This window comes from Pseudovibrio sp. Ad46 (assembly GCF_001623065.1).
GTDB lineage: Bacteria > Pseudomonadota > Alphaproteobacteria > Rhizobiales > Stappiaceae > Pseudovibrio.
The window spans coordinates 447,686-474,286 of sequence record NZ_LMCG01000040.1; the positions used below are offsets into that span (position 1 = coordinate 447,686).

The window sequence follows — 26,601 nt, forward strand, 5'->3', positions numbered from 1 at the left end:
ACTAATAACTGAATTTCTGTTCTAATTTAATTGGGTTGCGTCAAGTGACCGGGGCATGACTGCGTGAGTATAGACCTCTCATCCTTATCGTTTTTGGTGGTTGAAGACAGCGCTTATATGCGCACAATTCTGCGTACAATGCTTCAAGGGTTTGGAGCCCGGAAAATCGTCGAAGCGGAAGACGGAGCGTCTGGTCTGGAAGCGATGGATCGCGCTAATCCGGATATCCTGATTCTCGACTGGGTTATGCCAATTCTCGACGGGGCAGACATGGTACGGATGATCCGTACCCAGAATAATCCGTACGCTTATATCCCGATTATTATGGTCACGGCCCATACCGAACGCAGCCGTATTATCGAAGCCAGAAAGCTGGGCATCCACGAGTTGCTGTGTAAGCCGATTTCTGCCAAAGCGCTCTATCAACGCATTGCATCGATTATTCTTCAGCCAAGAGACTTTGTGAAAACAGCAGGTTACTTCGGCCCGGCACCGCGTGAAATCCGCGGACACAAAAAGAACTGGGACGGAAACAGCATAATTGGCGAGGCAAACTCAGCCACGATGGTCTGAGCTTTCTTTTTTCGCAATGAGGCATGCAACAACCTCCTCGGAGGCGTTGAGTTGCCCCCAAGGTGGATCATCTATGACGCCTATAGAGCGGAGAGGGCCTTGATCGCTTGATCCCATTTCTCTGATGGAAGACTGGATACCAATCGAATGAGTTTGGCGAACTCTGCTTCCTCAAGTTGGTAGCGAAGCATCTGTAGCTCTGCTTCGGAAAACTTTCCGTGTGCTGCTGTCGGGACATCTGCGTCGATGACTGCCTGATCCATTTTTACCTCCTGAAACTCCAACAAAATGAATATCAGCGGACACTTGCGCGAGAGCTCATGCAAGTGCGCTTGGGAGGCATACCCTCTTCCCCGATCCGCAAAACGGTTGGTTGGAAAACTACCCCAATACGCCCCCAAGACCACAGAAACGTCGCAGGACTCCCATCACATGTAAACCAACTCCAAGATGAAATTTGGTCGAATTGTGGCACGTTGCATCTCAGGCACAGTGCCGCAAAGGCATGTAGAGCTCAGCTCAAGAACGTGGAATTTTATTTCATTGAGCTGATATTTATGTGTTCGGGTGAGTTTGTTTGTTTCGCGACCGCTTTGGATTATCGATGGATTACCGTTGATAAGTGCGATTGCTTGCCCTCAGAAAAGTCTGCGCGTTAGAGAGGGCTCACGGCAGAGTTGTAAATTGTTCTAAAATTCAGTGATTTTTTAAAATCAGATTTCACAGAACGCGCAACAGGAAGGCAATGCGCATGACGTAAATCGATGAAACAGTCGATTAAAGAGAAGAATGGTGCTGCCGGAGAGATTTGAACTCTCGACCTCTCCCTTACCAAGGGAGTGCTCTACCCCTGAGCTACGGCAGCGCGCCGAAATTTGTGCAGTGCTGTTAGAAGAATGGTGCTGCCGGAGAGATTTGAACTCTCGACCTCTCCCTTACCAAGGGAGTGCTCTACCCCTGAGCTACGGCAGCATCGCATAAATATGAAGCACTTAAGCGCTTCTCGTATCTTCCAAACCAGCGTATTTTGCAACGAGGTAAGTGCTCCGCAGGCAGCGCCCTCGGAACGAGGAGGCTTATGTCATAACCCTTTTAAACCTGCAAGGGGTTTTATTGGCAGTTCTGTGGAAACTGAATAACACAGTGAAATGAGAGCATTGCCATGCACTTGTCGTATATTAGGGCACTTGGCTTCAATCCCGTCCTCGTGTACCTGTTGAGCATGACAGATTCAAAGAAAACCGAAACAACGGGCAACCAGTCAAAGTCCGTGGCAAAGCCAAAAAGCGACCCGAAAGCAGATCGTTTGGCCGAAGCCTTACGCGCCAACTTACGTCGCAGAAAACAGGCTGCTAAGAAGAATACTGACGAAGACTAGAGATTGCTGCATGCGCTTTGCTCAATCGCGAGGGCGTTAAGTAAAAATCTAGCATTTATCGCTAAATTGAAAATATATGGAAATCTCGCCGAAAACTGCAGGTTTTGGGCGGAGTAGGATGTTGCGGTCTTTGTAAGTCCTGCTAATGCGAAATATCAGCAGGATCTATTGGGGAAAACCGTTGGGGAAGAAACTAGGCAGAAGCGCTGCCTTGCTTATGCCACAGCCCTGATGTTAGTGGACACGATCAATTCTTCTTCAAATTTGTGTTTCCCGCCGCGGGCTTTATTGGGGTTATAGAAGTATGGACAAAATTCGTATTGTTGGTGGCAATCAGCTTAATGGTGTTATTCCGATCTCAGGCGCGAAGAATGCTGCGCTGCCTTTGATGATCGCGTCACTGCTCTGCGAAGATACGTTGACCCTTGAGAATGTGCCCCGCTTGCGTGATGTCGCACTTCTCACTCAGATTCTTTCCAATCACGGTGTAGATTATTCGGTCGACGGCAAACGGGCAGGTCAAGATACAATGACTGGCCAGACCATTCATCTGAATGCCAGCAACATTGTCGACACAACAGCTCCATATGAGCTGGTGTCCAAGATGCGTGCAAGCTTCTGGGTGATCGGTCCGTTACTCGCACGTATGCATACAGCCCGTGTGTCTCTGCCAGGGGGGTGCGCAATCGGGACGCGTCCGGTCGACTTCTTCATCGACGGACTGAAAGCACTCGGTGCTGATATCGAGATGGATCGCGGCTATGTTCAGGCAGATGCCAAGGGCGGCCTGAAGGGTGGCCGGGTCGTCTTCCCGAAAATCTCCGTGGGAGCAACACACACAGTCATGATGGCTGCGACACTGGCCAAGGGCGAGAGCGTAATCGAAAACGCTGCTCAGGAACCAGAAGTCACTGATCTCGCAAACTGCCTGATTGGCATGGGTGCAAAGATTGAAGGTGCTGGCACCGACACAATCCATATTCAGGGTGTAGATAGCCTGGGCGCACATCGCCATCCGGTTATTCCTGACCGTATCGAAACCGGGACCTATGCCATGGCAGTGGCAATGACGGGTGGTGAAGTCACTCTGGAAGGCGCACGCGGCGATCTTCTCGAAGGGGCACTGGATGTCCTTCGTCAGACCGGAACAGAAATCACTGAAACCAATATGGGTCTCAAAATTAAGCGCAACGGTGCTGGTATCAGCCCGGTAGACGTTTCCACTGAGCCGTTCCCGGGATTCCCAACAGATTTGCAGGCGCAGTTCATGGCACTCATGACCCGCTCCAAGGGTGTGAGCAAGATCACTGAGAACATCTTCGAAAACCGTTTCATGCACGTTCAGGAGCTGGCACGCCTTGGCGCCAAGATCACACTGGACGGGCAGGTGGCTTCTGTTGAGGGCGTTGAAACCCTGCGCGGTGCTCAGGTCATGGCAACAGACCTTCGTGCATCTGTTTCCCTCGTCATCGCTGGTTTGGCGGCGGAAGGTGAAACGACGGTCAGCCGTGTCTATCACCTTGATCGCGGCTTTGAGCGGCTGGAAGAGAAGCTGTCTCGCTGCGGTGCGGTGATCGAGCGTATCTCGGCCTAACGAAAACGAAGCAAATGATTTGAACCCGGTCTGTTTTTCAGTCCGGGTTTTTTCATGGAGATATTCTCAAAGAAACTGGATCAGAGCTTCATGCTTGAAATCTGCTGCATTCATTCATAGATGTTTTTCTGTAAATTGTTGTAATAGTAAGGATGTCTCGCGCTATATACGGTGCGTGAGGCTAGGGAAATCTGCAAGGGATTAATATGGAACAGGTAAAACCAATGAAGCTGATGGCGCTGGATCAGGAAGATTTGCAGATCATCTCTTCCATGGTGCAGGACAGTGTTCTGAAACTCGCAGATATCAAGTACTTACCTGCCGAGCGCCGCCTGGTGCTGACAATGAATCGATACCTTTGGGAAACAGACGAAAACAACCAGAAACGAAGAATGCGGGCACGGTCCGTTCTTTCTGTGTCGCGGGTGGATGCGGTCAAAGCTCAGAAAATCAACCAGACAAACAAAGACATGGTCCTGTCTTTGCTCTGTGTGCTGTTTGAAGAGACAAATGCACCGGCTGGTCAGTTGAAGCTTGAGTTTTCCGGTGGGGCTGCTATTGCAGCAAATATCGAGTGCATCGAAGCGCAACTGGCAGATCTGGGCTCCGTTTGGGAAACTGAAAGCAGACCTGAACATGATCTAGAAGGCTAGTTGGAAAGCGCGGGATAGTTTCGTAAAATCCCGGCACAACCTGAAGGCTTGGACTGCATTTCGAAAATTCTGACATCATCTCGGGAAGAACAGTCCCGGGAATTATAGTAAATTGGGAACGATAACGTGGCGATTAAGCTCTCCTCAAAGTCTGAAGGTTTCGAAGAAGAAATTCGTGCCCTGCTTGGAAGCAAGCGGGAAACTTCAGAGGATGTGGATCATATCGTGCGCGACATTCTGCGGGATGTCGAAATGCGCGGTGATGCAGCTGTGCTCGAATACACCAACAAATTTGACCGCATGTCGGCCAAATCTATGGACGAGCTGAAAGTAACTGAAGCGGAGATAGAGGTAGCTGTTGCTCAAATCCCTGCTGAAACACTGGAAGCCTTGCAGCTTGCCCACGATCGTATTCGTTCCCACCATCAAAAGCAGCTGCCCGAAAGCTACACCTACAAAGATGCCATCGGCGTAGAGCTAGGCGCCATCTGGACTGCTGTGGAAGCTGTTGGTGTGTATGTCCCTGGCGGTCTTGCCAGCTATCCATCCTCTGTGCTGATGAATGTCGTGCCTGCAAAGGTTGCTGGCGTTGAGCGCATCGTAATGGTGGTTCCAAGCCCTGATGACGTGCTCAACCCACTCGTGTTGGCAGCAGCTAAGATGTCTGGTGTTTCAGAGATCTACCGCGTAGGCGGCGCTCAGGCTGTTGGGGCGCTGGCATATGGCACAGAAGCAATTACACCGGTCTCCAAGATTGTTGGTCCGGGCAATGCCTATGTTTCAGCAGCAAAGCGCCGCGTATTCGGAACTGTCGGCATCGATATGATCGCTGGCCCATCCGAAATCCTCGTCGTGGCTGACAAAGATAACAACCCGGACTGGGTTGCCGTCGATCTGCTCTCTCAGGCAGAGCATGATCCGGTTGCGCAGTCCATTCTCATCACGGACAGCGAAGAACTGGCAGCGGCTGTAGAAGAGGCCGTGGAGCGTCAGCTCACCACGCTGCCACGCGCAGACGTCGCACGTCAGAGCTGGAATGATTTCGGAGCGATCATCACCGTTGACAATTTAGACGATGCAATGGTGCTCTCCAACCGTTTTGCACCAGAACATCTTGAGCTGTGTGTTGAGGACCCTGATGCACTGCTGCCAAAAATGAGAAATGCTGGCGCAGTTTTTGTTGGACGTTACACACCAGAAGCGATCGGCGATTATGTCGGCGGTTCAAACCATGTGCTGCCGACGGCTCGCTCGGCGCGCTTCTCCTCTGGTCTGTCTACGCTGGAGTTCGTAAAGAGAACTTCGCTTCTGCGCTGTAACCCGGAAAATCTCGCACAAATCGGCCCTGCTGCCGTCACACTGGCAGAAGTGGAAGGTCTGCAGGCGCATGGACGTTCAGTCTCTATTCGCTTAAACCACTAGTTAATTGATCCAGGACGGAAAAGATCGCTTGATGAATAAGGAAGTCCCTGTAAACGAAGAACAGAGACAACAAGGAATAGAACGCCTTTTTGAGGTGGTCCTTGATCCGGATTCTATTGTGCGCGCCGACAAGGACGTCGAGCGGGAGCGAAAAATTGCGATCTTTGATCTGGTAGAGGAAAACATGTTTTCTCCGGTCGGGCCCGATCAGGGCCCGTACCGATTGGACCTGGCTATGATCAAGCGTAAGCTTGTGCTGGGAGTTCGGGATGAAATGGGCAGCGAAATCGCAACCCACATCCTCTCGCTCACCCCTTTCAGGAAGATCATTAAAGACTACTTCATGATCTGTGAGAGCTACTACGATGCAATTCGCAGTGCCTCACCAAAACAGATCGAAGCAATCGATATGGGGCGTCGTGGACTACACGACGACGGCGCCTGCATATTGGAAGAGCGCCTGAAAGGGAAAATCACCATCGACCATCAAACCGCCCGACGACTGTTTACGCTCATTTGCGCCTTGCAGCACCGGGGGTAAGTATGGCCGAGTTTATGTCACGGCCAAGTTCCATCCTGTTTATCTGCAGAATGAACGCCGTACGCTCTCCGATGGCAGAGGGCTTGACCCAACTGCTCTACCCCAAACAGGTCTATACGCGCTCCTGTGGCGTCTTTGCAGGCGAACGTGATCCGTTTGTCGACTCTGTTATGGATGAGCTTGGGATGGACCTGAGCAATCACCATCCAAAAACCTTCGAGGATCTGGCCGAAGACGGGTTCGACCTCATTGTTACGCTTGCTCCGGAGGCTCACCACATGGCATTGGAGCTGACACGCGCACAGCACGTTGATGTTGAGTACTGGCCGACGATTGACCCGACAGTGGCAACAGGAAGCCGTTCACAGATCATGGATGCGTACAGAGCGGTGCGTGATACGCTTAAGAGAAAGATAGAACAACGTATGCAATAAGCTGCTGAAAATACTCTACGCGTGGCCTTTGCATGTGTTTTCCACCCCAAAACAAGGAATAAGCGGTAAAACTCGTCAAACTGCCCTCCAAGAAATGGAGGTAGCCTGTTCACTTTTGGCGAGTTATCCGGTAGGTTCCGCGAAAATTCCATTTAACTAATCAGGAATCCTAATGGCTAAAGAAGAAATGCTGGAGTTTCCAGGCGTCGTCGTCGAACTCCTTCCTAATGCGACTTTTCGTGTGAAACTTGAAAACGATCACGAAATTATCGCTCACACTGCTGGTCGTATGCGTAAAAACCGTATTCGCGTTCTGGCTGGCGATAAAGTGCTCGTGGAAATGACACCATATGACCTGACAAAGGGTCGTATCACCTATCGCTACAAATAAGCGATCCACTGAGCGCGGGTTCATGATGAGCCTGCCTTAGTTGAGCTCTGGTCTGTAATTCATCGGGGAACTGGCATATGACCAAAGAACTGCCGTTAGTATTGGCCTCCGGGTCACCACGTCGTCTGGCGTTGCTTCAGCAGATTGGTATAGAACCGGAATTCCTCCTGCCTGCAGACATTGATGAGACGCCTGTGCGTGGGGAAAGCCCGCGCGCGCTGGCTCAAAGACTTGCACGCGGCAAAGCAGCCGCTGCACGTGTTCTGATCGACCGGGATGACGAAAAAGCGCATTCCATCATCCTGGGGTCTGACACAGTTGTTGCAGTAGGACGCCGCATCCTGCCAAAGGCCGAGAGTAAGGAGCAGGCCAGCGTCTGCCTTCAACTGCTTTCCGGTCGCATGCACAAGGTTTACACCGGCGTTTGCGTGAATATGCCTGATGGCGTGGTTCGCACAAAACTGGTTGAAACCCGCGTACGTTTCCGTCGTCTGTCTTCTCATGACACAGAAAAGTACCTCGCCTCAGGGGAGTGGCGTGGTAAAGCAGGCGGCTACGCTATTCAGGGCCTTGCTGGCGCGTTTATTGCGCGTGTGATTGGATCTTACCCAAGCGTTGTCGGTTTGCCTCTGCTGGAGACCGCAAGCCTCTTACAGTCAGCTGGCTATCCAACTCAAAAAACATGGGACGAAGACGCTGTACCTGCTGCATAGGCAGGAGAAGGCTAACGCGCAAACCCACCCACAGTTTGTACATATCGTGGTGACAAGCTCGCAAGTGCATTGCGCAGCTCCTGAGTTGGTTTGCCATAAACTGTCATGCCTGTTGGGTGCAATGTGTCCATAAACTGCTTGGCATAGGTGTTGGAGAACCACGTCAGGTGCAACATTGCTGAGTTGCTGTCCTTGAAGCTCGTAAAAATCTCGCAGGATTGCCCGTCTTCGCTCAGGTACCAGACATAAGCTGTGGTATCACCCTGCATTTGCTGGACTGCTTTCACCATCTCCACCATTAGTCCTTCAAAGACTTTTGGTTCTGCGGTGGCCAGGTGCGCTGTCAGGATCCAAGAAACTTCATTGTTCATTATACGCTTCCCCGGTGTTCGCGAGATACTTTCAAATCAATACAGAACTTATTGTGTATCCCTGAAACGTGGTTCAGGTGTTCGGATAAGGATACGCGCATGTTTAAAAGTGCCTGCCTATGGCTAATCTTAGTCTGAACTCTAATTGCTGCAAAGTTGTTTGCAGCTAAACTGTTTAACGCCTTAAATTTAGGAGATAATTTGCAGTTGTGAAGGGGTGGCTGACGCGCCGTTACTCCAAATTCAACAAAACCATCAAAATGATCTGATTTTATCTCTTGATGTCCTGTAGATTTCTGGCTAGAGGCACTGGCAGATGCTCTGCTGAGCCGGATAGGTGAACAGCCATATCTGCGAAGATCAAAACTAGCAGTTGAGAGAGATGATGAAGAAGCCATCAGTAAAATGCCCGATCTGCGAGAAACCAGCGCAAGAGGCAACAAAGCCGTTTTGCTCAGACAGGTGTAAACAGGTGGATCTCAACAAGTGGTTGAGTGGTCATTATTCCGTACCCGCGGTTGAGGAAGAGTTCTCTGAATCTGATATCACTGACCTAGAAAATTCACGTATTCTGCACTGAGCATTTGGGGATAAATATTTCGAGAATCTAAGGGTTTTTTCGATAAATTTTACCAAATTTGGGTGTTTTCTACCTCTGATTTATTGAGCCAACAAGTTGATATATTATAAGGATTCTCAACAATCCTACCCCTTGTAATAGGTACTAATAAGGCTCGCGATTAAAAAGTCAGGCTCTGAATTTTTTTTCAGTTAGATGGCGAAATATATCTCCTTTAGTCTTGTGCCTGTCACAGTTATGGGCAATTGTACCGAGCGTGTTCTTGGGAGGTTTGCGCGGATATAGAGATTCTCGCGTAGCCGTCTCGTTAAATTGCTTGGGGCAATTGAATAAAGGCAAGACCTATGAAAAAGCATCTCTTGGGCGCAACTGCGCTTTTGTTGTCTTTTGGCGTTTCCGCGCCGGCTATGGCAGAATTTGATCTGACCATTTTGCATACGAATGATTTCCATTCCCGCATTGAGCCAATCAACAAGTACGACTCGAATTGTTCCGCAAAGGATGATGCAAAAGGCAAGTGTTTGGGTGGCACTGCCCGTTTGGAAACAGCAATCAAAGAGCGCCGTGCGGCTGCTAAAAACTCTATCCTCGTGGATGGTGGTGACCAGTTCCAGGGTTCTCTGTTCTACACTTACTACAAAGGTAAGGCTGCTGCTGAGTTCATGAACACTCTTGGTTACGACGCAATGACCGTCGGCAACCATGAGTTTGATGATGGTCCAGAAGTTCTGCGTGGCTTCATGGACATCGTGAACTTCCCGGTTCTTCTTGCAAACGCTGACTTCTCCAAAGAAGGCAAGCTGATCGGCGTTCTGAAGCCTACCTCCATCGTTGAGCGTGACGGCGAAAAAATCGGTTTCATCGGCCTGACGCCAGATGACACTCATGAGCTGTCCAGCCCTGGCGATCATGTTACGTTCTACGACCCAATCGAAGCAGCTAACAAACACGTTGCTGAGCTTCAGGCTCAGGGTGTGAACAAGATCATCGTTCTGTCTCACTCCGGTTACGACGTTGATAAGAAAATCGCTGCTGCTGTAGACGGTATCGATGTGATTGTTGGCGGTCACACCAACACGTATCTGTCCAACACGTCTGACCGTGCTGAAGGCCCATACCCAACTTGGGTTGAAGCTCCAAACGGTAAGAAAGCTGCGATCGTATCTGCATACGCTTACGGCAAATTCCTTGGTGAGCTGAACGTGAAGTTTGACGACAACGGCAACGTAATCGAAGCTGTTGGCGAGCCAATCATCATGGACGCGAAGGTTGCTGAAAACGAAGTAACCAAAGCACGTATCGCAGAACTTGCTGGTCCGCTTGACGAAATTCGCACCGAAGTTATCGGCGCAACTGCAGCACCAGTAGATGGTGACCGCAAGTCTTGCCGCGCGCGTGAGTGTGAAATGGGTGTTCTCGTAGCTGACGCTATGCTTGCAGCAACCAAAGACAAAGGCGTTGAAATCGCAATCACCAACGGTGGTGGCCTGCGTGCTTCTATCGACGCTGGCGAAGTAACCATGGGCGAAGCTCTGGCAGTTCTTCCTTTCCAGAACACTCTGGCGACCTTCGAACTTCAGGGTAAGTTCATCAAAGACGCGCTGGAAAACGGTCTGTCCAAAGTTGAAGAAGGCGGCGGACGCTTCCCACAGGTTGCTGGTCTGAAGTACACCTTCGATGCATCTAAACCTGCTGGCGAGCGTGTTGTTGAAGTAACCTTGGAAGACGGTTCTGCAATTGAAGCAGACAAAGTCTACAAGCTTGCAACAAACAACTACGTTCGAAACGGTGGTGACGGCTACAAGATCTTCGCCACAGAAGGTAAAAACGCATACGACTACGGCCCGGGCCTTGAGTTCGTACTTGCTGACTTCCTGAAAGCGCAGGGCGATGCTTATGAGCCTAGACTAGCTGGTCGCATTACAGACGCAACCGCAAAGTAAGCTGGCCTTATTGAGCAGATGAATTGAAGCCGGAGGCCATCGCCTCCGGCTTTTTTCTTTACCTTGCTCATTATTGCTCTTTTCAAACAGAGGCTTGCACGAAAGCGCATTGACCCCTTACAAATATGCAGCTTCTGAACCTCAAAAGGCGGGTGAACGTGAGCATTCTTGAAACGGAACAACAACGGCTCATTAATCGCTTTCACGCGCAAAAACCAATCCGCTCTTGGTCCATGATCATCTCGATTTTTGGAGACTGCGTTGCGCCACGCGGTGGTGAACTCTGGATGGGCAACATCACCGAGATCATGCAGATGATCGGTGTGAATTCCGGCGTGGTTCGCACAGCAATGTCGCGCCTTGCTTCTGATGGCTGGCTGGAGCGCACGCGTATTGGCCGTAACTCGTTTTATCGCCTTACCAAAATGGGCTGTGAGGCCTTTGATCAGGCAACACCGCGCATTTATGCCCGCGGTCCTGCTCGCGGAGATGCCAATTGGATCACTGCAATTTTGAGTGAGGGCGAGGGGCGCTCTGAGCGCCGGGAATATCTGACAGATCAGGGCTTTGGCATACTTGCGCCGAACGTGTTGATCAAACCAGACATCGGCCAGCAACTGCCCAGGTCCTCCGACAAAATTGTTTTTATGCAATCTATGGCACCGCCTGAAAAAGCCGTGCAGCTGGCCCGGCAAGCCTGGAATCTGGAGGGTCTGCAACAGGGTTATCGTGAGTTCATTGAGACCTACAGTGACTTGCAGGCGCTTCTTGAGTGCGAGGGCCATGCTCCGATTGCGCCAGAAACGGCTTTGATCATCCGCGTCATTCTGATCCATGACCTCCGGCGACTGGTTCTCAGAGATCCTGAATTGCCTCTGCAAGCCCTGCCAGAAAAGTGGGCGGGCAGTGTTGCACGAGAACTTGCAGCAGGCATCTACAACACCCTGAGAGATCATGGTGAGATCTGGCTTGATTCTAACGCAAGGACAACAGCAGGCGCTTTGCCACCCCCTGAGCCTGCTTTTTTTGAACGGTTCCAGCCTTTGTAATCATTAGCGAATTTAGAATTCTCCTAAAATGCATCCCTAAATGTTACGCAAAATACTTGTGAGAATGATATTCTGTGACATATTGAAGCGCAAACGAACATCGGTGTGCTCTTGGGAGGGACGTGACCTATGTACACGCAAGCATTGAACAACCCGGCTGTTGAGGCTGGTGTTGAGGACGAAGAGAAGCTTGCAGCTTTTCAAACTCGCATTGATCGTGAAGAGAAGATTGAGCCCAACGACTGGATGCCAGCAGCCTATCGCAAGACGCTGGTTCGGCAGATCTCTCAGCATGCGCATTCAGAAGTGGTCGGCATGTTGCCGGAAGGCAACTGGGTAACGCGGGCTCCGTCTTTGAAGCGCAAAGCCATCTTGCTTGCCAAGATTCAGGACGAAGGTGGTCACGGCCTCTACCTCTATTCCGCCGCAGAAACCCTGGGTGTTTCCCGCGAGGAACTGGTGGATCAATTGCTGACCGGCAAAGCCAAATACTCTTCCATCTTCAACTACCCAACGCTCAACTGGGCGGATGTTGGTGCCGTTGGCTGGTTGGTTGATGGTGCCGCGATCATGAACCAGATCCCGCTATGTCGCTGTTCTTTCGGGCCATATTCCCGCGCAATGATCCGCATTTGTAAGGAAGAAAGCTTCCATCAGCGTCAGGGCTATGATCTTCTCGTTGCAATGATGAAGGGCACGGCAGAGCAGCAGGAGATGGTTCAGGACGCCGTCAATCGCCTCTGGTGGCCTGCATTGATGATGTTTGGTCCCTCTGACAAGGACAGTAAGCACTCAGCCGCCAACATGAAGTGGAAGATCAAGCGCTTTACCAACGATGAGCTTCGTCAAAAGTTCGTCGATGCCACAGTACCTCAGGCAAAGGTTCTTGGCATTTCTCTGCCGGATCCTGACCTCAAACTTAATGAGGAAACGGGGCACTGGGAGCATGGTGAGCCGGACTGGGACGAGTTTTACAACACCATTCAAGGCAATGGCATCTGCAACAAGCAGCGGATGAAAGACCGCATCAAGGCACATGAGGACGGTGCCTGGGTGCGCGAGGCAGCGCAGGCGTACGCTGCAAAGCAAGCCGCAAAGAAATCAGCTGCTTAGCATATTCCCGAAAAGTGGAAACCGGTTTTCGGACAAGAATATGCGACAGGAAACAGACATAGCAGTTTTGCGGCAACAGAGCAAAACTGCTAATGGGAGGGATCAGATGAGCGAACAAGCAACACCACTTTGGGAAGTATTCATCAGAGCGCGCAATGGCATGTCTCATAGGCATGCAGGTTCTGTCCATGCAGCTGACGCGGAGATGGCTCTGCAGGCAGCGCGAGACGTTTACACACGCCGCGGAGAAGGGCTGTCTATCTGGGTTGTCCCATCAGCAGCAATCATAGCGAACGATCCGGACGAGAAGGGCGAGATGTTTGAGCCAACAGCCTCAAAGATCTACCGTCATCCGACGTTCTATGAGTTGCCTGATGAAGTCGCGAATATGTAAGGAGGCCATGATGACAGATACGGCACTATTTACATATTGCATGCGGCTGGCTGATGACTCTGCAATTCTGAGCCAGCGACTGGGCGAATGGTGTGGTCACGCTTCTCATCTGGAAGAAGACATCGCACTCACCAATATCGCACTTGATCTCATCGGCCACGCCCGCGAGCTCTACACCTATGCAGGGCAAATCGAAGGCAAAGGCCGCGACGAAGATGCCCTGTGTTTCCATAGGGTTGAGCGTGAGTTCAACAATCTTCTACTGGTTGAACAACCCAATGATGACTTCGCATATGCCATCATGCGTCAGTTCTTCTTTTCCGCGTTTATGCACCCGTTCTGGGAAGCGATGATGAACTCGAAAGATGAGCAGTTGGCAGGTCTGGCAGCGAAAGCAGAGAAAGAAGCAGCTTACCATCTGCGCCATTCTGCTGAGTGGGTGATCCGTCTGGGAGACGGCACCGAGGAGAGCCACAATCGCATAAGTGATGCGTTGGAGTTTCTCTGGATGTACACCGGCGAGATGTTTGAATGTGACGAAGTTGTATCATTATTAGTTGCCAAAGAAGTTGCTATAGACCCCATGTCTATCAAGCACTTATGGGATGAGACGGTGAATACGGTTCTGGTACGTGCCAACCTGGAACGTCCAACTGAAAGCTGGATGCAGACAGGTGGCCGTAAGGGCGAGCACAGTGAGCATCTGGGGCATATCCTGTCGCCAATGCAGTACCTGCAGCGCTCGTTCCCACAAGCCCAGTGGTGATCGGGAGCTAACCCATGGCAGTTGCAGCGAAAATTCTGAGATCTGAACTGGATCAAAAGGCCTGGGATGCGGTGTGCGATGTACCCGATCCTGAGGTGCCGGTGCTCACCATTGAGGACCTTGGTGTCTTGCGCGATGTGCACGTGCAGGCAGATGGTTCTGTAGAGGTGACCATCACACCAACCTACACCGGTTGCCCGGCCATGAGCATGTTCACTTTCGATATTGAAGCGGCTCTGCTCACCGCTGGTTTTGAGAGGGTGGATGTTAAAACCGTTCTCACTCCAGCCTGGACCACCGATTGGCTCTCAGAAAAAGCGCGTGAAAAGCTAAGGGTTTACGGCATTGCGCCTCCAAACGGCAAGGCCTCGCGCCGGGCCTTGTTTGGTGAGGAGCAAGTCCATTGCCCAAAGTGTAGCTCTGCCAACACCAGCCGTATTTCCGAGTTTGGCTCTACCGCTTGCAAAGCGCTGTACCGCTGCAACGATTGCTCTGAGCCTTTTGATTATTTCAAGTGCATCTGACCCGCTCGGCTGAAAGGCTCCGGCAGATGTAAGGGAGGAAACCATGTCACCACGGTTTCATAGATTGAAGATCAAGTCAGTCCATCAGGAAACAGAGGAAGCTGTCTCTATCGCCTTTGAAATTCCTGCGGACCTGAAGTCAGATTATTCTTTTATTCCAGGGCAGTATCTCACCCTGCGCGAATTTATTAATGGCGAAGACACCCGCCGATCCTACTCCATTTGCTCGTCTCCAAAGGATGATGACATCCGCGTTGCGATCAAGAAAGTAGAGGGTGGCCGCTTCTCAAGCTTCGCTCTGGACCATGTCTCTGTTGGCAATGAGATTGATGTGATGACCCCGATGGGCCGCTTCAATCTGCCAAGAGGAACCACTGAAGAAGCAAGGGTTTACGCCGCTTTTGCAGCTGGGTCCGGCATCACGCCAATCATGTCCATGGTACAGGCTGTACTGGAAGACGAGCCGAACAGCCACTTCTTCCTGTTCTACGGCAATAAGAATTCCCAGAGCGTGATCTTCAAGGATCAGCTGGATGACCTGAAGGATCGCTTCCTCGATCGCTTGAGTGTCTACCATGTTCTGTCTCGTGAAGAGCAGGAGCTGAGCCTCTTCAATGGTCGTTTAACATCTGAAAAGATTGAGGAATTCATCACCAAGACCGTTGGTGAGAACAGCATCGACCACGTCTTCCTTTGTGGCCCGGGCGATATGATTGAGGCAGCCAAACAAGCCTGTCAAAGCCATGGCATTCCGCTGGAACACATCCATAACGAGCTCTTTGTGCCTGCTGATGGCGGTGATCCGCACGCAGCCCATAAAGCCAAGGATTCCAGCGCTGTAGACCATAAGGCCAAGGTCTCCATGATCGTTGATGGTGCACGCCACGACGTCACTCTGGAGCCGGGTGAAACCATCATTGATGGTGCCCTGCGGTTGGGCATAGAAGCACCGTTCTCCTGTAAGGGCGGAATGTGCTGCACCTGCCGCGCCAAGGTGGTCTCCGGTAAAGTCGACATGGCCGTCAACTACTCGCTGGAACCATGGGAGATTGAGGCAGGCTACGTGCTCACTTGCCAGTCCAGACCGAAAACAGACGATGTAACAGTCGATTACGACGACATCTGATCTATCAAAACGATAGTTTGCGTTGGTTTGAAAGGAAAAGTCGGAATTTGCGTTATTCCGGCTTTTCTTGCGTTCTTATGTCAGCACCACACGTTCAAACGGCTTTTGCGACCGGAACGGGGAATACCAGATCGTAAACCCAGTTGTAGACAAAGGCGTAAACCAGAAAGAACATCGCAAAGCCGATATCAAGCAGCAATGCCTGAACAAAATTCATCTGCAGAAGCCACATGATTGCGACAATGCCAAATCCAAGCAGCCCGCCTTCAAACAACAGGGCGTGCACAATACGCAAGGCAACAGTCCTTGGCTTGGTACCACGGTTGGCCACATACCATTTGTCGAAGAGCCAGTTGTAAAGAAAGTTCCAGCCCATGGCGATCAGGGACATGACCAGTCCAAGAACACCAATCTCTGAAATGGAATGGCCAGTAATCCAGCTTCCAAACACCGCGACGATGGAAAGGGCGATCCCTTCAAACAGCACGGAGTGTCGAACTCTGTCCCAGAAACTTCTCATGTCACACCTATCTATCTAAGTAGCTTTCTGGATAGATATATTCAAACTAGCTTTCTGGCAAGATTTAATTTAGAAAACCGATAGAGTTGTGATGATCTCAGTGAATGATAAGCGATCACACTGAGTCATCCTGTTTCGTACTGACTATTGAAATGTCATATTAGAGATCGGTCCGGCAGAGTTCAAAGCTGCCACCGCTCTGCGGTTCTATCCAAATGCAAATTCCTGGTTTACTATTTTCCCGGACTGTGGCTGACTTTGGGTTGATTTGGAAACGAATCTCTATTGATTTTAATGAATTCCAAAGAGTGAATTTTCGAGAGTGTGCTTCCTATGAAACGCCGTTATCTGCTAGTTGCGCTCGCCGTTGTGCTGGTTGCTGCATCCGTACTGACTTATCTCATAGAGACCGGAGAACGTGGACCAGGAGGTCAGGAACGGCCCATCCGAAACCTGAACGTAACCCGACTTGACGCAGCTAAGATCGAAGATTTGAGTTGGGACCCAAAGAGGCTGGACGCAGTTTTTAACTATGCTGCCGGTTTGAGCACTGACAGCTTCATGATCGTCACCAATGGTCAAAGGGTTGGCGCATTCGGTGATCTCTCAAAATCCTATAGTGTTCATTCGATAAGAAAATCGCTTCTGAGCGCTCTGGTTGGTCAGCAACTGGCTTCGCATACAAACGAACTGCGCCTTGAGGCGACGCTGCTGGAACTGGGCATTGATGATGCCCCGGTTCCGCTAACGCAGTTGCAGCGACAAACAACCGTGCGCCATTTGCTGCGAAGTGTTTCAGGTATTAACCACCCTGCAGCCGCATCAGGTAGCCTGCAAGCGGATATAGACAGGCGTTTAGGGTATGCAGAAAACCAGCCGGGTACCATCTGGGCTTACAACAACTGGGACTATAACGCGCTGACGACAGTCTTTGAGAAGGCAACAGGCTCCGGGATTGCAGAGTTGTTTGATATCGGGATCGCACAACCTGTCGGGATGCAAGACTTTGATCGCTCTGCCGTGTCTTATATGTTTGATCCTCAGCAGTCCGAACATAGGGCAGCAATGTTCAAATTGTCTGCGCGTGATCTGGCAAGAGTTGGTAGTCTCTACCTCAATCGCGGAGCTGCTGGTGGACAACGCATTCTTGCTGAAAACTGGATAGACCTCATTACGACCGATTTCACTGAAACAGGCTTTGGCGGGCTGCGAAACGGGCATGGATATCTGTGGTGGATACCCGCAGAAGAAACTGGTTTGCCTGAGGGGACTTTCTGGGCGTGGGGGCTGGGAAATCAGGCACTCATAGTGATCCCAAAATGGAATACGGTCATCGTCCACCAGTCAGACACCACCGAGTTCCTGAAGCGATTTTTACCCCTGACCCTTAGTGAAAAAATGACCGGAGAAGAGGCGATAATGCAGCTAATTCTCTCATGCCGCAAACCCGCCGCCCGCGAAACTGAATATTGCATCGAGCATCGCTTTATCGCTCGGCGCGAGTTTGAAAAGCTAATATCATTGGTTGTTGCTGCAAGAGAATAAGGCGGTTGATGCAATCGCAATAAACGCACCTGCGCATATGGGCAAGATTAAAGTTCCAGGCAATTTCGCCGAAAACAGCGACAACCTACGGCCCCACCCTCGATGACCTCTGACCGCCAGAGGTTGCAGGGTTGACCGACCTGTGGCGTTCACAAACTGCTCAGACTGACGGAGAAATCCTCACAGCTATGACATTTTATAACTTAGAAAGTTGCCGTGGAAGCAATTTTGACGCATGTCAATATGCAACTTAATTTTCTGCTATGTGATCGGTATCGGCACACTTCCCGGAATCGAATAGCTTGTCGGTATGAGGCTCTATTGCTCTCCGACAGATGAGGATCTCATGTCGAAAGCCTACCCAATGGGCAAAGCCCTGGAACAGATGCGCCAGAACTGGCCAGAAGCTGTCTCTGTAGAAACCGAGCTGTTTCTGAGTATGAACCGGTTCAGCGAAATCCTCGATCAGAACTGCACAAAAGAGCTGGAGGTCTATGGCCTGACCAACGGCGCCTTTGAGGTGCTGGTGGCACTGCGAGGCCGTCCTGAGCCATGGGAAATGTCCCCCAGTGATTTGTACCGCGCTCTGCTGATGACTTCAGGCGGCATGACCAAGATCCTTAAGCAGCTGGAATTTGATGGCCTCGTCACGCGCATTGATCACGATACCGACAAACGCAGCAAGATCGTACGCCTGACCAACAAAGGCAAAACCACCGTGGAAAAAGCCATGGAAAGTGTCATGGCCGGCGACCGCCGCGTCATCTATCAAAACCTCACCAAAGAAGAAGTCCAATCCCTCCGCGATATCCTCCTCAACGTGGTGGTCAAGCTGGGGGTGTAGGGGAGGGGACTATGTATCTTGCCACCAAACGTTGCTCACTCTCCCAGCCAACGCATTCAGATAAAACCGCACTCCGACGACTGTTCGCCAATGAGCAAACAAGAATGTTTCTGGGAGGAAAGCAAAGCCCAGAAGCTATCGAAACTCGATGTGCAAGGGTTGTCGCTGAAACAGCAGCGTATCATGCTGTAGTGCGATCCAGCAGAACCAACGAGTTCCTCGGCCTGCTCAGTCTAGCTCCTTATCATCAAGGAGACGACATGGAAGTCTCCTACGAATTCCTGCCAGAATATTGGGGGCAGGGATATGCCGAGGAAGCCCTCAAAGCCTTCCTGCCATTTGCTATGCAGGAGCTAAACCTGACATCCCTTCTCGCTGAAACCCAACTCCAGAACACCCGCTCCATCCGCCTGCTACAAAAGCTGGGCATGCAACAAACCCGGCAACTTGAACGGTTTGGCGAGCAGCAGGTTGTGTATCGGCTTGATCTTTGAGCAACCGGCAGAGGCTGGGTCTTTTCAGCAGCATGTTGAAAAGCACAACTGGCTCTTGATTGCGGTAAGCCAGATTTCTATCCTTGCAGCAAGGCTAAGTCCAAGCCTCCGCCCTCCAATCCGGGAAGCATTGCACATGTAGGACGTCAGGATCAGAACCATACTGTTCGAGCAAGCGCATAAGGAGGGACTGCAATGTGTGCTCTGAAGAGAGGGTTCTTCAATGAAACTGTCCAGTCCTGTTCACCAGCTGAAAAGACAAGCGAAGTTAACCGCACGCGAAAGTGGCATGCCGCTGCATGCGGCGCTGGATCAGCTCGCGCAAAAAGAAGGCTATAGCAGCTGGAGCCATCTGTCGGTTTCTGGCTCACGGTCTGGCCGCGCTCAAAAATGCCTTCGCCAGTTAGACTGCGGAGACCTTGTTCTAATTGCTGCACGTCCGGGCCAAGGCAAAACTCTGTTTGGATTGGAACTGGCCATTCAAGCCAATAGAGCAGGGGGCGAGAGTTACTTTTTTACCCTTGAGTATACGCCTGCAGATGTTTTGAAGCGTGTGTCCCAGCTCGGCTATAATCCTGCTCAGATGAGGGAGGCTTTCCATCTGGATTGCTCGGATGAGATTTGTGCCCGCTACATCATAAATGAACTTCGGCATGCGCCCTCAAAGACGCTTGTTGTCATTGATTACCTGCAGCTGCTCGATCAGAAACGCCAAAACCCGGAACTCTCCTCTCAGCTGAATGAGCTCAAAGAGTTTGCAAGGAAAGCAGGGATCATCATCACCTTGATATCGCAGGTTCAAAGGGACTTTGATCTGGCAATGAAACCCTTGCCGGACCTGTCTGATATTCGTCTTCCCAATCCGGTTGAACTGGCGGTTTTCACCAAATGTTGTTTTCTCCATAACGGAGAAATTGCATTTGAGGTGGTCAACTAAAACGCCTAATTGGTATTGAGCCAATGCAAAGCAGCTGCCTCGGATGTAAAGCGGCAGCTGCCCTGTTTGGGTCAGGAACCTAACCCAGCATCCCCGCAGCTTTCACCGCTTTCACGCAATCCCGCTCTTCCATCAGCTTCTGGAAGGCGTGGAACTTTGGAAACGGCGTGATGTCCACACCATCGCCTTTGAGCCAGGTGCTGACCACGTAAAGGTAGGCATCTGCAATGCTGAAGGTGTCGCCAAGCACGTAAGGGCCGGTGACGATGTTCTCTTCCACATAGGCACAGCAGGCAGTCATGGTTTCCGGCACCTTGGCGCGCATGTCGTCCCAGCTGGCTTCCTTGTCTGCCCAACGGGCACCGCGCAGTTTGTGGGCATGGTTCACATGCATGGTGGAAGCCAGATAGTACATGGCCTCCCGCATCTTGGCGGCCTTGTAAGGATCAGAAGGCTTCAGACTGTCATCCGGGGCAAGATCAGCAACGTAATCGAGCAGCGCACCGGCCTCTGTCAAAACGCCATGGTCTGTCACCAGAACAGGAACACGGCCCTTCGGGTTCACCTCTAAGAGCTGCGGACGGCTGACCTCCGGGTTCTTAAAGTCGATCTTGTGCGTGGTGTAAGGGACACCGGATTCTTCAAGGGCAATGGCAACGGCAATTGAAATGGTGCCGGGAGCGTAAAACAGTTTCATAGGTCACTTATGTTTGCTGGAATGATCAGATGCCCACAGCCTATACGCAGCTTTACCAACCTGCAATTGAGCTTATTGTGACCAGCACTTAAGCGAACTGCTTTAGCGCCTGTAAAGTTCGCCTTGCATGTCCTCTCGCAGGGCCATGAGTTCCTCAGCCAGAAAATCCACAAAGCGGCGGATGCGGACGGTTTTGCGCAGGTCTGCATGAAGCACAATCCAAAGCGACTGCCCCAACTCAGTCTTGGTGCCGGGCACGCGGCACAAATCAGGAAAGAACCGTTCAAAAACCACAGGGAGGTAAGAGAGACCGCAGTTCTCTCGCAACAACCGGAGGCGCATATAGCCGTCGGACACCATGTGCCGGATGTCAGCATGAGGGAAGGGGCTTTGAGCGACCCAATTGGTCGTGTGTGCGTCACCTGGCCAGCCGATCCAGGAAAGACCAGAGCCTTGCTGTCCGGACTGCGCAAACGCGGCGTCAATGTAGGCCTGGCTTGCATAGATGCCGATGGCTATGGGGTAGAGTTTGCGGGCAACCACATCCTCGCTCACTTCATAGGCCGCACGCAGAGAGACATCTGTCTCGTCCTTGTTGATCTCCTCAACGGCAGAAGTGAGCCTCAGCTCCACCTGAATATCAGGATAGGCCTCCTGAAACCTGCTGATGATTGGAGAAATCACATCATAGGCAAACGTGGGCGTGACAGAAAAGCGGAGCGTCCCCGCTTCGCTCTTGTCCAGCCCCTCAACACGTTTGCGCGCATTGATGATCACCTGTTCTGCCTGCTCGGCAAACGGAAGCACGGTTTCGCCGGCATCAGTCAGTTTGAAGCCTTTGGTGGAGCGACTAAACAACGCCACGCCATAACTGGCCTCAAGAGCCTGAATGTTGCGGTTCACAGTGCCATAGTTGGTATGAAGCAACTCAGCGCCCGCTCTCAAACTGCCCGCCCGCGCAACAGCAAGAAAAGACGGCAACAGCTCCCAGTCCAGTGACCTCATGGTGTCTCTCTTGTTACATCAGAGTAATGCCTTGTTTCTTATTATATCATTCTTGTTCTCATTAGGTAACGTAAAATGCACTCCAGACATAATTAGGAACCCACCGTCGGTTCCGTTGAAGATTGATGATTGGAACACCCGATGACAACACGCTATCACCCGGCCTTAGTAGCCCTGCACTGGATCCTCGCTCTGATGATATTTATGGCGCTGGTGGTGGGAGGGCCCATGATGGCAGCTATGGAAAGCACCGACCCGCAAAAACTCACCGGTATGACTGGACATATCATCTGGGGCATGACCATCGGCGTGCTCATCCTCCTGCGCCTCATCACCCGTTTTGTAACAACAAAGCCTGCAAAAGCAGACACGGGAAAAGCCGCACTCAACACTGCCGCTGGGCTGACCCACTGGGCCATGTATGCGCTGGTTGCAGGTATGGTGCTCTCTGGTCTCGTTATGGCCTATAACGCAGATCTCTTCGCAATAACGCTGGGCGGTTCTGGAGCCCCACTCCCCGCAGATCTCACAGTGTATCCGGCACGTGTCGCCCATGGTGTCATCGCGAACGTGCTGACTGCTTTGCTTGTGCTGCATGTTGTTGGATGGGCGTTTCACCAGTTTATCCTGCGAGATAACCTCATCAGCAGAATGTGGTTTGGAAAGAGACAAGCAGCCCCAAAGGCAGAAGCCGGGCGACAAACGCTGGAAGCCTGACCCCGATCCAAACTGGCTGCATGGGAAAATCGGCAGCCAGTTTCTCTCTTTGGAGAGTTAGCCTCTCGCCCGCGCGGGGTTACCTACCACGGTGGCTCCGGCGGGCACATCTTTGGTCACCACACTGCCTGCGCCAACAATGGCCTCATCACCAATAATCACGCCCGGCATGATGATCGCAGCCCCGCCAATCCATGCTCGCTTGCCAATGGTCACCGGCTTTGCGACTTCCAGTCCCGCACAGCGCTTCTCTGCATCTTTGTGGTGCTGGGCGCAATAGATCTGCACATTCGGCCCAAGCATGGTCTGGTCACCAATTCGCACAGGCGCTGTATCCAAAATGGTGCAACCCGCATTGAGGAAAACCCGTTCTCCCAAATGAATGTTGATGCCATAAGCGCAATGAAACGGCGCCTCGATGATTGTGCTGTCGGTGGAACTGCCAAGCAGCGCACGTAGGGCAGGGCTTATCCAGCCACGCTTGCTCGGGTGCAGCGTGCGATGCTCATGTACAGCGTGGTAGGCTGCTTGCCGCAGCGTTTCCAGCTCGTCATCGATGCAGGTGTACCATTCACCCGCTTCCATCTTTTCGCGTTCTGTTTTCATGATGGGTCTGTTCCTTGAGTCTTCCCGTAACTCTCGGAAAAATAGAAGAGTCTTGCAAGCTGCATTTTTACTGCAATAAGGCATTTGGGAAAAAGGCAGGCATCGCACACCGCAAAGCCTGCCCGTCACTCAACAGATGCCACAGCCTCAACTGGAGATCCCCCAGCATGGTGAAGGTACTACGCATCGGAGAGCTGATGACTTAGGAAACCGGCGATATCGGGAGCAGGCGAGGCTTAGCTCGCCGCCGTACCTTGTATGGATTGCGAGCCGTTTAGCAACAACTGCACCACCAGATCCGCGTAACCTTCGCGGGTCAGGTCGCCGCCCGGTTTAAACCACAGATAAGACCAGTTGAGCATGCCAAACAGGCTCATGGTCACGGGCTTGATCAGGGCACTACCATCGCCAAACTGCGGGTTTGTGGCCGCAACTGCCTTGGCGAAGATGGCAACAAGTTTGCGCTCCAGCTCAATGATGTCCTGCTTCTTCTCAGTTGGAAGAAAGGACAGCTCGTTGATCTGCAGCTTATGCTCAGAATCTGCGTCCTCATAAGCCAGCAGTAAAGCACGGCACAGGCCGCGTAAGCGTTCCAATGGGTCCGGCTCTGCCTGAGCAACACTTTCCACCGCCTCCACCAGCTCTTCAAGGTGAGCGCTGATGATGTCGATCAGCAGCGTCTCTTTGTTCTCGTAATAGTGATAGAGCAAAGCCTTGGAGAAACCACAGATCTTGGCGAGCTGTGCCATTGAGGTTTTGTCATAGCCTTGCTGCGCGAAGGCGCGCGCCGATAACTTTAAGATGGATTTGCGTTTGTCGTCATAATCCGCTGCTCTGGTGCGCGCCATGCTTTTTAATTCCGTTAATCTTCTTTAGGCCGCAGGTCGATAACCCGCGTGGCCTTGCCTTGGCTTCGTTCTATGGAATTTGGCAGGCCCACGTCTACCCCAACCGAAATTCCGATGTTGTTTTTCACATGAACCGCCAGTTCCTTGGCACTTGCCAGACGATCAGCGTCAGACGTTGCATGTGCAGCGGCTTCCACGTTGACGGTCAGCTGGTCCATACGCCCCTTGCGGGCAATCTGGATCTGGTAGTGAGGGGAGAGCCCGTCACAGCGCAGCATCTGCTCCTCAATCTGGGTCGGGAACACATTCACACCACGTACGATCATCATGTCATCAGAGCGACCAGTGATCTTCTCCATACGCCGCATCTTGCGGGCTGTGCCCGGCATCAGGCGGGTCAGGTCGCGGGTGCGGTAGCGGATGATCGGCAGGCCTTCCTTGGTCAGCGTAGTAAACACCAGCTCACCTTCTGATCCATCCGGCAGAACCTCACCAGTTACCGGATCAATGATCTCCGGATAGAAGTGATCCTCCCAGATGTGCAGACCGTCTTTGGTCTCCACACACTCCTGCGCCACACCCGGACCCATAACCTCTGAAAGGCCATAGATATCAACCGCATGCATGTCGAAGGCTTGTTCAATCTCTTCGCGCATGGAGTTGGTCCACGGCTCAGCTCCAAAGATGCCGATCTTGATGGAACTCTTGCGCGGATCAAGGCCTTCTTTGCGATACTCATCCAAAATGGAGAGCATGTAAGACGGGGTGACCATGATGATCTCAGGCTTGAAATCCTCAATGAGCCGCACCTGCCGCTCTGTCATGCCGCCCGACATTGGTATAACGGTACAGCCAAGCGCTTCCGCGCCGTAGTGCGCACCCAGACCGCCCGTAAACAGCCCGTACCCATAGGCGATGTGCACTTTGTCACCCGGCTTACCGCCTGCTGCACGAATGGAGCGCGCAACCACACCAGCCCAGGTTTCAATGTCTTTCTTGGTGTAGCCAACAACGGTTGGTTTGCCAGTGGTGCCAGAGGATGCATGTATACGGCAGATATCCTCTTCCGGAACAGCAAACATTCCGAACGGATAATTGTCGCGCAAATCCTGCTTGGTGGTGAAAGGAAACTTCGCCAGATCAGCAAGGCTTTGCAGATCATCAGGATGCACGCCAGCTGCATCAAAACTGTCTTTGTAGAACTTTACGTTCTCATAGGCGTGCTGCACTGACCAGCGCATGCGCTCCAGTTGCAGTGCGGCAAGGTCCTCCCGCGCAGCCGTTTCAATAGGCTCCAGATCGGGCCTGCGTTCTTCAACCTCCAACATTTTCTCCTCCTCAAATGCTGGTTATCCATAAAAACTAGGTGCTTAACTCGATATGAGTCCCTTTGATGGTCCTCGAGTTTCCGCGAAATTCTGCAATATGCGCGCCATCCTGATTGCGCACATGAATGTCGTAAATGCCGGATCGGCCTTGCACGGTAAGTTCCTCGGCAGTTGCCGTTAAAACATCATCCTCAAAGGCTGGGGCGAGATACGTGATGGAACACTGAAAGGCGACAACACGCTGGTTGTGGCTGTTGCATGCGAACGCAAAGGCGCTGTCCGCAAGGGTAAAAATGTACCCACCATGACAGGTTTTGTGCCCGTTGGTCATGCGCTCTAACACCTTCATGGAAATCACAGCCCGTCCGGGTGCAATCTCGTCCAGCGTCATCCCAAGCGCTTGCGTTGCTTCATCTTCGTCCCACATGGAGGCCGCAACGGCCTCCGCCAAGTCCTGCTTGTTCATCAGCGCTTGCCTGAATACTTTGGAGCCCGCTTATCCATGAAGGCCGTCACGCCCTCCAGATAATCCGGTGTCCGTCCGGCTTCGCCCTGGTAATCCCGCTCCAGATCAAGCTGTTCATCCAGCGTGTTGCCTTCAGACGCATTCAGCGCTTGCTTGATCAGACCAAGGCCGATGGTTGGTCCAACAGAAAACTCCTGCACCATGGCAGTGGCTTCTTCCAGAAAGGTCTCGGCAGAAGAGCACTTCCAGATCATGCCCCATTCCGCGGCCTGCGCAGCGGTGATAGGTGTGCCGAGCATGGCAAGGCCGCGCGCACGGGCAGAGCCGACAAGCCGTGGTAGGAAGTAAGTGCCGCCAGAATCCGGCACCAGCCCGATTTTGGCAAACGCCTGAATAAACTTGGCTTTTTCAGAAGCAATCACAATGTCACAAGCCATGGCGATGTTGGCACCTGCACCAGCTGCCACCCCATTGACCGCACACACGATCGGCATGTTGATCGACTTCAGCTTGCGGATGAGGGGATTGTAAAAATCGCCGATAGTCTGAGTAAGATCGGGTGGAGGGGAGTCCGCTGTTGGCTTAACGCGATCTCCAAGGTCCTGACCTGCGCAGAACCCTTTGCCTGCAGCCGTCAGCAAAATAGCGCGGCAGTTGTCATCTGCGTCCGCAGCTTCCAGCGCCGCATAGAGCGCGCGATGCATCTCGTCATTGAACGAGTTCAGCTTGTCAGGGCGGTTCAGCGTAATCACGTGGTAGTTGTCATTCACATCCACCAAAATGCTCTGCTCGGAAATGACAGTGGTCTCGCTCATGGTTTCTCCCTCCAAATAGATCAATCATCACTCCCCAGTGAACCACCGAATCTCCTTCAATGAACTTCCAAATTCATGAGGAGAGCCCTCTGGAAAACCTAATCACTTCGTAGGCTGGTCGATGGTTCTAGCACTTTTTGCTTGAAATGACTGACCGGTCGGTAAATTATTGTCTGGAAGTGAAACCGCTGTCAATTGGAATTCAACTCACACA

General features: G+C 51.8%; 33 protein-coding genes and 2 tRNA genes. 22 read left to right on the forward strand and 13 right to left on the reverse strand.

The window, feature by feature from the left end; translation table 11 throughout:
* Positions 1–63 precede the first annotated feature (63 nt).
* Positions 64–573, forward strand: coding sequence for a response regulator (locus PsAD46_RS09015; RefSeq protein ID WP_082597066.1), 510 nt, complete (start codon positions 64–66; stop codon positions 571–573).
* An 80-nt stretch (positions 574–653) separates the two neighbouring features.
* Here the strand turns inward: PsAD46_RS09015 and PsAD46_RS09020 are convergent, their stop codons facing one another.
* The 3 genes from PsAD46_RS09020 to PsAD46_RS09030 all read right to left on the reverse strand — a co-directional run bounded on the left by PsAD46_RS09020 (position 654) and on the right by PsAD46_RS09030 (position 1,545).
* On the reverse strand, positions 654–836 hold the full coding sequence (locus PsAD46_RS09020; protein WP_057464977.1) for a hypothetical protein: 183 nt from the start codon (positions 834–836) through the stop codon (positions 654–656).
* A 527-nt stretch (positions 837–1,363) separates the two neighbouring features.
* Positions 1,364–1,438, reverse strand: a tRNA-Thr gene (locus PsAD46_RS09025).
* Positions 1,439–1,470: 32 nt separating this feature from the next.
* Positions 1,471–1,545 (reverse strand) — tRNA-Thr (locus PsAD46_RS09030).
* Positions 1,546–1,735: 190 nt separating this feature from the next.
* Here PsAD46_RS09030 and PsAD46_RS09035 point away from each other — a divergent pair.
* From PsAD46_RS09035 to PsAD46_RS09070, 8 genes are all read left to right on the forward strand, one after another.
* Positions 1,736–1,951 carry a hypothetical protein gene (locus PsAD46_RS09035; RefSeq protein WP_063302330.1) on the forward strand — a complete coding sequence of 72 codons (216 nt, stop codon included), beginning with the start codon at positions 1,736–1,738 and terminating at the stop codon, positions 1,949–1,951.
* Positions 1,952–2,255: 304 nt separating this feature from the next.
* Positions 2,256–3,545, forward strand: coding sequence for a UDP-N-acetylglucosamine 1-carboxyvinyltransferase (gene murA, locus PsAD46_RS09040; RefSeq protein WP_063302329.1), 1,290 nt, complete (start codon positions 2,256–2,258; stop codon positions 3,543–3,545).
* Between the two features lie 206 nt (positions 3,546–3,751).
* Positions 3,752–4,198, forward strand: coding sequence for a DUF2948 family protein (locus tag PsAD46_RS09045; RefSeq protein ID WP_057464980.1), 447 nt, complete (start codon positions 3,752–3,754; stop codon positions 4,196–4,198).
* Between the two features lie 126 nt (positions 4,199–4,324).
* On the forward strand, positions 4,325–5,620 hold the full coding sequence (hisD, locus tag PsAD46_RS09050; protein ID WP_063306625.1) for a histidinol dehydrogenase: 1,296 nt from the start codon (positions 4,325–4,327) through the stop codon (positions 5,618–5,620).
* Between the two features lie 31 nt (positions 5,621–5,651).
* Positions 5,652–6,161, forward strand: coding sequence for a UPF0262 family protein (locus tag PsAD46_RS09055; RefSeq protein ID WP_057464982.1), 510 nt, complete (start codon positions 5,652–5,654; stop codon positions 6,159–6,161).
* A gap of 2 nt (positions 6,162–6,163) precedes the next feature.
* On the forward strand, positions 6,164–6,595 hold the full coding sequence (locus tag PsAD46_RS09060) for a low molecular weight phosphatase family protein (protein WP_208980475.1): 432 nt from the start codon (positions 6,164–6,166) through the stop codon (positions 6,593–6,595).
* A 172-nt stretch (positions 6,596–6,767) separates the two neighbouring features.
* Complete coding sequence (gene infA / locus PsAD46_RS09065) at positions 6,768–6,986, forward strand: translation initiation factor IF-1 (RefSeq protein ID WP_008549604.1); 219 nt, start codon at positions 6,768–6,770, stop codon at positions 6,984–6,986.
* Positions 6,987–7,063: 77 nt separating this feature from the next.
* Entirely contained in the window at positions 7,064–7,699 is a 636-nt protein-coding gene (locus tag PsAD46_RS09070; protein WP_057464983.1) for a Maf family nucleotide pyrophosphatase, read from the forward strand.
* A gap of 11 nt (positions 7,700–7,710) precedes the next feature.
* Here the strand turns inward: PsAD46_RS09070 and PsAD46_RS09075 are convergent, their stop codons facing one another.
* Together PsAD46_RS09075 and PsAD46_RS28110 are read right to left on the reverse strand one after the other, a co-directional pair.
* Entirely contained in the window at positions 7,711–8,070 is a 360-nt protein-coding gene (locus PsAD46_RS09075; RefSeq protein WP_057464984.1) for a hypothetical protein, read from the reverse strand.
* Positions 8,070–8,468, reverse strand: coding sequence for a hypothetical protein (locus PsAD46_RS28110; protein WP_193776929.1), 399 nt, complete (start codon positions 8,466–8,468; stop codon positions 8,070–8,072). Before PsAD46_RS28110 ends, PsAD46_RS09075 begins: the two co-directional genes overlap by 1 nt.
* On the opposite strand from PsAD46_RS28110, the gene yacG reads away from it, so the two are divergent.
* The 8 genes from yacG to paaE all read left to right on the forward strand — a co-directional run bounded on the left by yacG (position 8,453) and on the right by paaE (position 15,565).
* Positions 8,453–8,650: a DNA gyrase inhibitor YacG gene (yacG, locus tag PsAD46_RS09080; protein WP_057464985.1), complete on the forward strand. Its 198-nt coding sequence runs from the start codon at positions 8,453–8,455 to the stop codon at positions 8,648–8,650. The two genes, PsAD46_RS28110 and yacG, sit on opposite strands and share 16 nt — an antisense overlap.
* A 344-nt stretch (positions 8,651–8,994) precedes the next feature.
* Positions 8,995–10,593, forward strand: a complete 1,599-nt coding sequence (locus PsAD46_RS09085; RefSeq protein WP_063306626.1) for a 5'-nucleotidase C-terminal domain-containing protein — start codon at positions 8,995–8,997, stop codon at positions 10,591–10,593.
* Positions 10,594–10,751: 158 nt separating this feature from the next.
* Positions 10,752–11,642: a PaaX family transcriptional regulator C-terminal domain-containing protein gene (locus PsAD46_RS09090; protein ID WP_153040716.1), complete on the forward strand. Its 891-nt coding sequence runs from the start codon at positions 10,752–10,754 to the stop codon at positions 11,640–11,642.
* 129 nt (positions 11,643–11,771) lie between these two features.
* The gene (gene paaA / locus PsAD46_RS09095; protein WP_063306628.1) at positions 11,772–12,755 is read left to right on the forward strand and encodes a 1,2-phenylacetyl-CoA epoxidase subunit PaaA; all 984 of its coding nucleotides are present in this window, start codon (positions 11,772–11,774) and stop codon (positions 12,753–12,755) included.
* 106 nt (positions 12,756–12,861) lie between these two features.
* Complete coding sequence (gene paaB / locus PsAD46_RS09100; protein ID WP_054664467.1) at positions 12,862–13,149, forward strand: 1,2-phenylacetyl-CoA epoxidase subunit PaaB; 288 nt, start codon at positions 12,862–12,864, stop codon at positions 13,147–13,149.
* A 7-nt stretch (positions 13,150–13,156) separates the two neighbouring features.
* Positions 13,157–13,915 carry a 1,2-phenylacetyl-CoA epoxidase subunit PaaC gene (paaC, locus tag PsAD46_RS09105; protein ID WP_063306629.1) on the forward strand — a complete coding sequence of 253 codons (759 nt, stop codon included), beginning with the start codon at positions 13,157–13,159 and terminating at the stop codon, positions 13,913–13,915.
* 14 nt (positions 13,916–13,929) lie between these two features.
* Positions 13,930–14,439 carry a 1,2-phenylacetyl-CoA epoxidase subunit PaaD gene (gene paaD, locus PsAD46_RS09110; RefSeq protein ID WP_063306630.1) on the forward strand — a complete coding sequence of 170 codons (510 nt, stop codon included), beginning with the start codon at positions 13,930–13,932 and terminating at the stop codon, positions 14,437–14,439.
* A 43-nt stretch (positions 14,440–14,482) separates the two neighbouring features.
* On the forward strand, positions 14,483–15,565 hold the full coding sequence (gene paaE, locus PsAD46_RS09115) for a 1,2-phenylacetyl-CoA epoxidase subunit PaaE (protein WP_063301753.1): 1,083 nt from the start codon (positions 14,483–14,485) through the stop codon (positions 15,563–15,565).
* 94 nt (positions 15,566–15,659) lie between these two features.
* Here the strand turns inward: paaE and PsAD46_RS09120 are convergent, their stop codons facing one another.
* On the reverse strand, positions 15,660–16,085 hold the full coding sequence (locus PsAD46_RS09120; RefSeq protein ID WP_082597067.1) for a PACE efflux transporter: 426 nt from the start codon (positions 16,083–16,085) through the stop codon (positions 15,660–15,662).
* A gap of 333 nt (positions 16,086–16,418) precedes the next feature.
* On the opposite strand from PsAD46_RS09120, the gene PsAD46_RS09125 reads away from it, so the two are divergent.
* From PsAD46_RS09125 to PsAD46_RS09140, 4 genes are all read left to right on the forward strand, one after another.
* On the forward strand, positions 16,419–17,630 hold the full coding sequence (locus PsAD46_RS09125) for a serine hydrolase (protein ID WP_063292144.1): 1,212 nt from the start codon (positions 16,419–16,421) through the stop codon (positions 17,628–17,630).
* Between the two features lie 346 nt (positions 17,631–17,976).
* Complete coding sequence (locus tag PsAD46_RS09130) at positions 17,977–18,474, forward strand: MarR family transcriptional regulator (RefSeq protein WP_063306631.1); 498 nt, start codon at positions 17,977–17,979, stop codon at positions 18,472–18,474.
* Between the two features lie 11 nt (positions 18,475–18,485).
* Positions 18,486–18,968, forward strand: coding sequence for a GNAT family N-acetyltransferase (locus PsAD46_RS09135; RefSeq protein WP_063306632.1), 483 nt, complete (start codon positions 18,486–18,488; stop codon positions 18,966–18,968).
* Positions 18,969–19,191: 223 nt separating this feature from the next.
* Positions 19,192–19,905: a DNA helicase gene (locus tag PsAD46_RS09140; protein ID WP_063306633.1), complete on the forward strand. Its 714-nt coding sequence runs from the start codon at positions 19,192–19,194 to the stop codon at positions 19,903–19,905.
* Positions 19,906–19,984: 79 nt separating this feature from the next.
* On the opposite strand, the gene PsAD46_RS09145 is transcribed toward PsAD46_RS09140, so the two are convergent.
* A complete protein-coding gene (locus PsAD46_RS09145; protein ID WP_063306634.1) occupies positions 19,985–20,602 on the reverse strand; it encodes a glutathione S-transferase family protein in 618 nt (205 codons plus the stop codon).
* Between the two features lie 102 nt (positions 20,603–20,704).
* Positions 20,705–21,607, reverse strand: a complete 903-nt coding sequence (locus PsAD46_RS09150) for a LysR family transcriptional regulator (protein WP_063306635.1) — start codon at positions 21,605–21,607, stop codon at positions 20,705–20,707.
* 141 nt (positions 21,608–21,748) lie between these two features.
* Here PsAD46_RS09150 and PsAD46_RS09155 point away from each other — a divergent pair, with 141 nt between their 5' ends.
* Positions 21,749–22,324, forward strand: coding sequence for a cytochrome b/b6 domain-containing protein (locus PsAD46_RS09155; RefSeq protein WP_084404369.1), 576 nt, complete (start codon positions 21,749–21,751; stop codon positions 22,322–22,324).
* 57 nt (positions 22,325–22,381) lie between these two features.
* On the opposite strand, the gene PsAD46_RS09160 is transcribed toward PsAD46_RS09155, so the two are convergent.
* From PsAD46_RS09160 to paaG, 5 genes are all read right to left on the reverse strand, one after another.
* On the reverse strand, positions 22,382–22,933 hold the full coding sequence (locus PsAD46_RS09160; RefSeq protein ID WP_153040721.1) for a sugar O-acetyltransferase: 552 nt from the start codon (positions 22,931–22,933) through the stop codon (positions 22,382–22,384).
* Between the two features lie 233 nt (positions 22,934–23,166).
* Positions 23,167–23,778 carry a TetR/AcrR family transcriptional regulator gene (locus tag PsAD46_RS09165; protein WP_063292137.1) on the reverse strand — a complete coding sequence of 204 codons (612 nt, stop codon included), beginning with the start codon at positions 23,776–23,778 and terminating at the stop codon, positions 23,167–23,169.
* A 14-nt stretch (positions 23,779–23,792) separates the two neighbouring features.
* Positions 23,793–25,106: a phenylacetate--CoA ligase PaaK gene (gene paaK / locus PsAD46_RS09170; RefSeq protein WP_063306637.1), complete on the reverse strand. Its 1,314-nt coding sequence runs from the start codon at positions 25,104–25,106 to the stop codon at positions 23,793–23,795.
* A gap of 34 nt (positions 25,107–25,140) precedes the next feature.
* Positions 25,141–25,572: a hydroxyphenylacetyl-CoA thioesterase PaaI gene (gene paaI / locus PsAD46_RS09175; protein WP_063292135.1), complete on the reverse strand. Its 432-nt coding sequence runs from the start codon at positions 25,570–25,572 to the stop codon at positions 25,141–25,143.
* Positions 25,572–26,387, reverse strand: coding sequence for a 2-(1,2-epoxy-1,2-dihydrophenyl)acetyl-CoA isomerase PaaG (gene paaG, locus PsAD46_RS09180; protein ID WP_208981741.1), 816 nt, complete (start codon positions 26,385–26,387; stop codon positions 25,572–25,574). Before paaG ends, paaI begins: the two co-directional genes overlap by 1 nt.
* Positions 26,388–26,601 lie beyond the last annotated feature (214 nt).

Coding starts and splice junctions, on each gene's coding strand:
- PsAD46_RS09130 (WP_063306631.1), top strand. CDS start 17,977: ATGTCGAAAGCCTACCCAATGGGCAAAGCCCTGGAACAGATGCGCCAG.
- yacG (WP_057464985.1), top strand. CDS start 8,453: ATGATGAAGAAGCCATCAGTAAAATGCCCGATCTGCGAGAAACCAGCG.
- PsAD46_RS09120 (WP_082597067.1), bottom strand. CDS start 16,085: ATGAGAAGTTTCTGGGACAGAGTTCGACACTCCGTGCTGTTTGAAGGG.
- PsAD46_RS09045 (WP_057464980.1), top strand. CDS start 3,752: ATGGAACAGGTAAAACCAATGAAGCTGATGGCGCTGGATCAGGAAGAT.
- infA (WP_008549604.1), top strand. CDS start 6,768: ATGGCTAAAGAAGAAATGCTGGAGTTTCCAGGCGTCGTCGTCGAACTC.
- PsAD46_RS09125 (WP_063292144.1), top strand. CDS start 16,419: ATGAAACGCCGTTATCTGCTAGTTGCGCTCGCCGTTGTGCTGGTTGCT.
- paaK (WP_063306637.1), bottom strand. CDS start 25,106: ATGTTGGAGGTTGAAGAACGCAGGCCCGATCTGGAGCCTATTGAAACG.
- PsAD46_RS09075 (WP_057464984.1), bottom strand. CDS start 8,070: ATGAACAATGAAGTTTCTTGGATCCTGACAGCGCACCTGGCCACCGCA.
- PsAD46_RS09150 (WP_063306635.1), bottom strand. CDS start 21,607: ATGAGGTCACTGGACTGGGAGCTGTTGCCGTCTTTTCTTGCTGTTGCG.
- paaC (WP_063306629.1), top strand. CDS start 13,157: ATGATGACAGATACGGCACTATTTACATATTGCATGCGGCTGGCTGAT.
- PsAD46_RS09060 (WP_208980475.1), top strand. CDS start 6,164: ATGGCCGAGTTTATGTCACGGCCAAGTTCCATCCTGTTTATCTGCAGA.
- PsAD46_RS09155 (WP_084404369.1), top strand. CDS start 21,749: ATGACAACACGCTATCACCCGGCCTTAGTAGCCCTGCACTGGATCCTC.
- murA (WP_063302329.1), top strand. CDS start 2,256: ATGGACAAAATTCGTATTGTTGGTGGCAATCAGCTTAATGGTGTTATT.
- PsAD46_RS09165 (WP_063292137.1), bottom strand. CDS start 23,778: ATGGCGCGCACCAGAGCAGCGGATTATGACGACAAACGCAAATCCATC.
- PsAD46_RS09055 (WP_057464982.1), top strand. CDS start 5,652: ATGAATAAGGAAGTCCCTGTAAACGAAGAACAGAGACAACAAGGAATA.
- PsAD46_RS09085 (WP_063306626.1), top strand. CDS start 8,995: ATGAAAAAGCATCTCTTGGGCGCAACTGCGCTTTTGTTGTCTTTTGGC.
- paaI (WP_063292135.1), bottom strand. CDS start 25,572: ATGAACAAGCAGGACTTGGCGGAGGCCGTTGCGGCCTCCATGTGGGAC.
- PsAD46_RS09020 (WP_057464977.1), bottom strand. CDS start 836: ATGGATCAGGCAGTCATCGACGCAGATGTCCCGACAGCAGCACACGGA.
- PsAD46_RS09070 (WP_057464983.1), top strand. CDS start 7,064: ATGACCAAAGAACTGCCGTTAGTATTGGCCTCCGGGTCACCACGTCGT.
- paaG (WP_208981741.1), bottom strand. CDS start 26,387: ATGAGCGAGACCACTGTCATTTCCGAGCAGAGCATTTTGGTGGATGTG.
- paaD (WP_063306630.1), top strand. CDS start 13,930: ATGGCAGTTGCAGCGAAAATTCTGAGATCTGAACTGGATCAAAAGGCC.
- PsAD46_RS28110 (WP_193776929.1), bottom strand. CDS start 8,468: ATGGCTTCTTCATCATCTCTCTCAACTGCTAGTTTTGATCTTCGCAGA.
- PsAD46_RS09145 (WP_063306634.1), bottom strand. CDS start 20,602: ATGAAACTGTTTTACGCTCCCGGCACCATTTCAATTGCCGTTGCCATT.
- paaB (WP_054664467.1), top strand. CDS start 12,862: ATGAGCGAACAAGCAACACCACTTTGGGAAGTATTCATCAGAGCGCGC.
- paaA (WP_063306628.1), top strand. CDS start 11,772: ATGTACACGCAAGCATTGAACAACCCGGCTGTTGAGGCTGGTGTTGAG.
- PsAD46_RS09135 (WP_063306632.1), top strand. CDS start 18,486: ATGTATCTTGCCACCAAACGTTGCTCACTCTCCCAGCCAACGCATTCA.
- paaE (WP_063301753.1), top strand. CDS start 14,483: ATGTCACCACGGTTTCATAGATTGAAGATCAAGTCAGTCCATCAGGAA.
- PsAD46_RS09140 (WP_063306633.1), top strand. CDS start 19,192: ATGAAACTGTCCAGTCCTGTTCACCAGCTGAAAAGACAAGCGAAGTTA.
- PsAD46_RS09035 (WP_063302330.1), top strand. CDS start 1,736: ATGCACTTGTCGTATATTAGGGCACTTGGCTTCAATCCCGTCCTCGTG.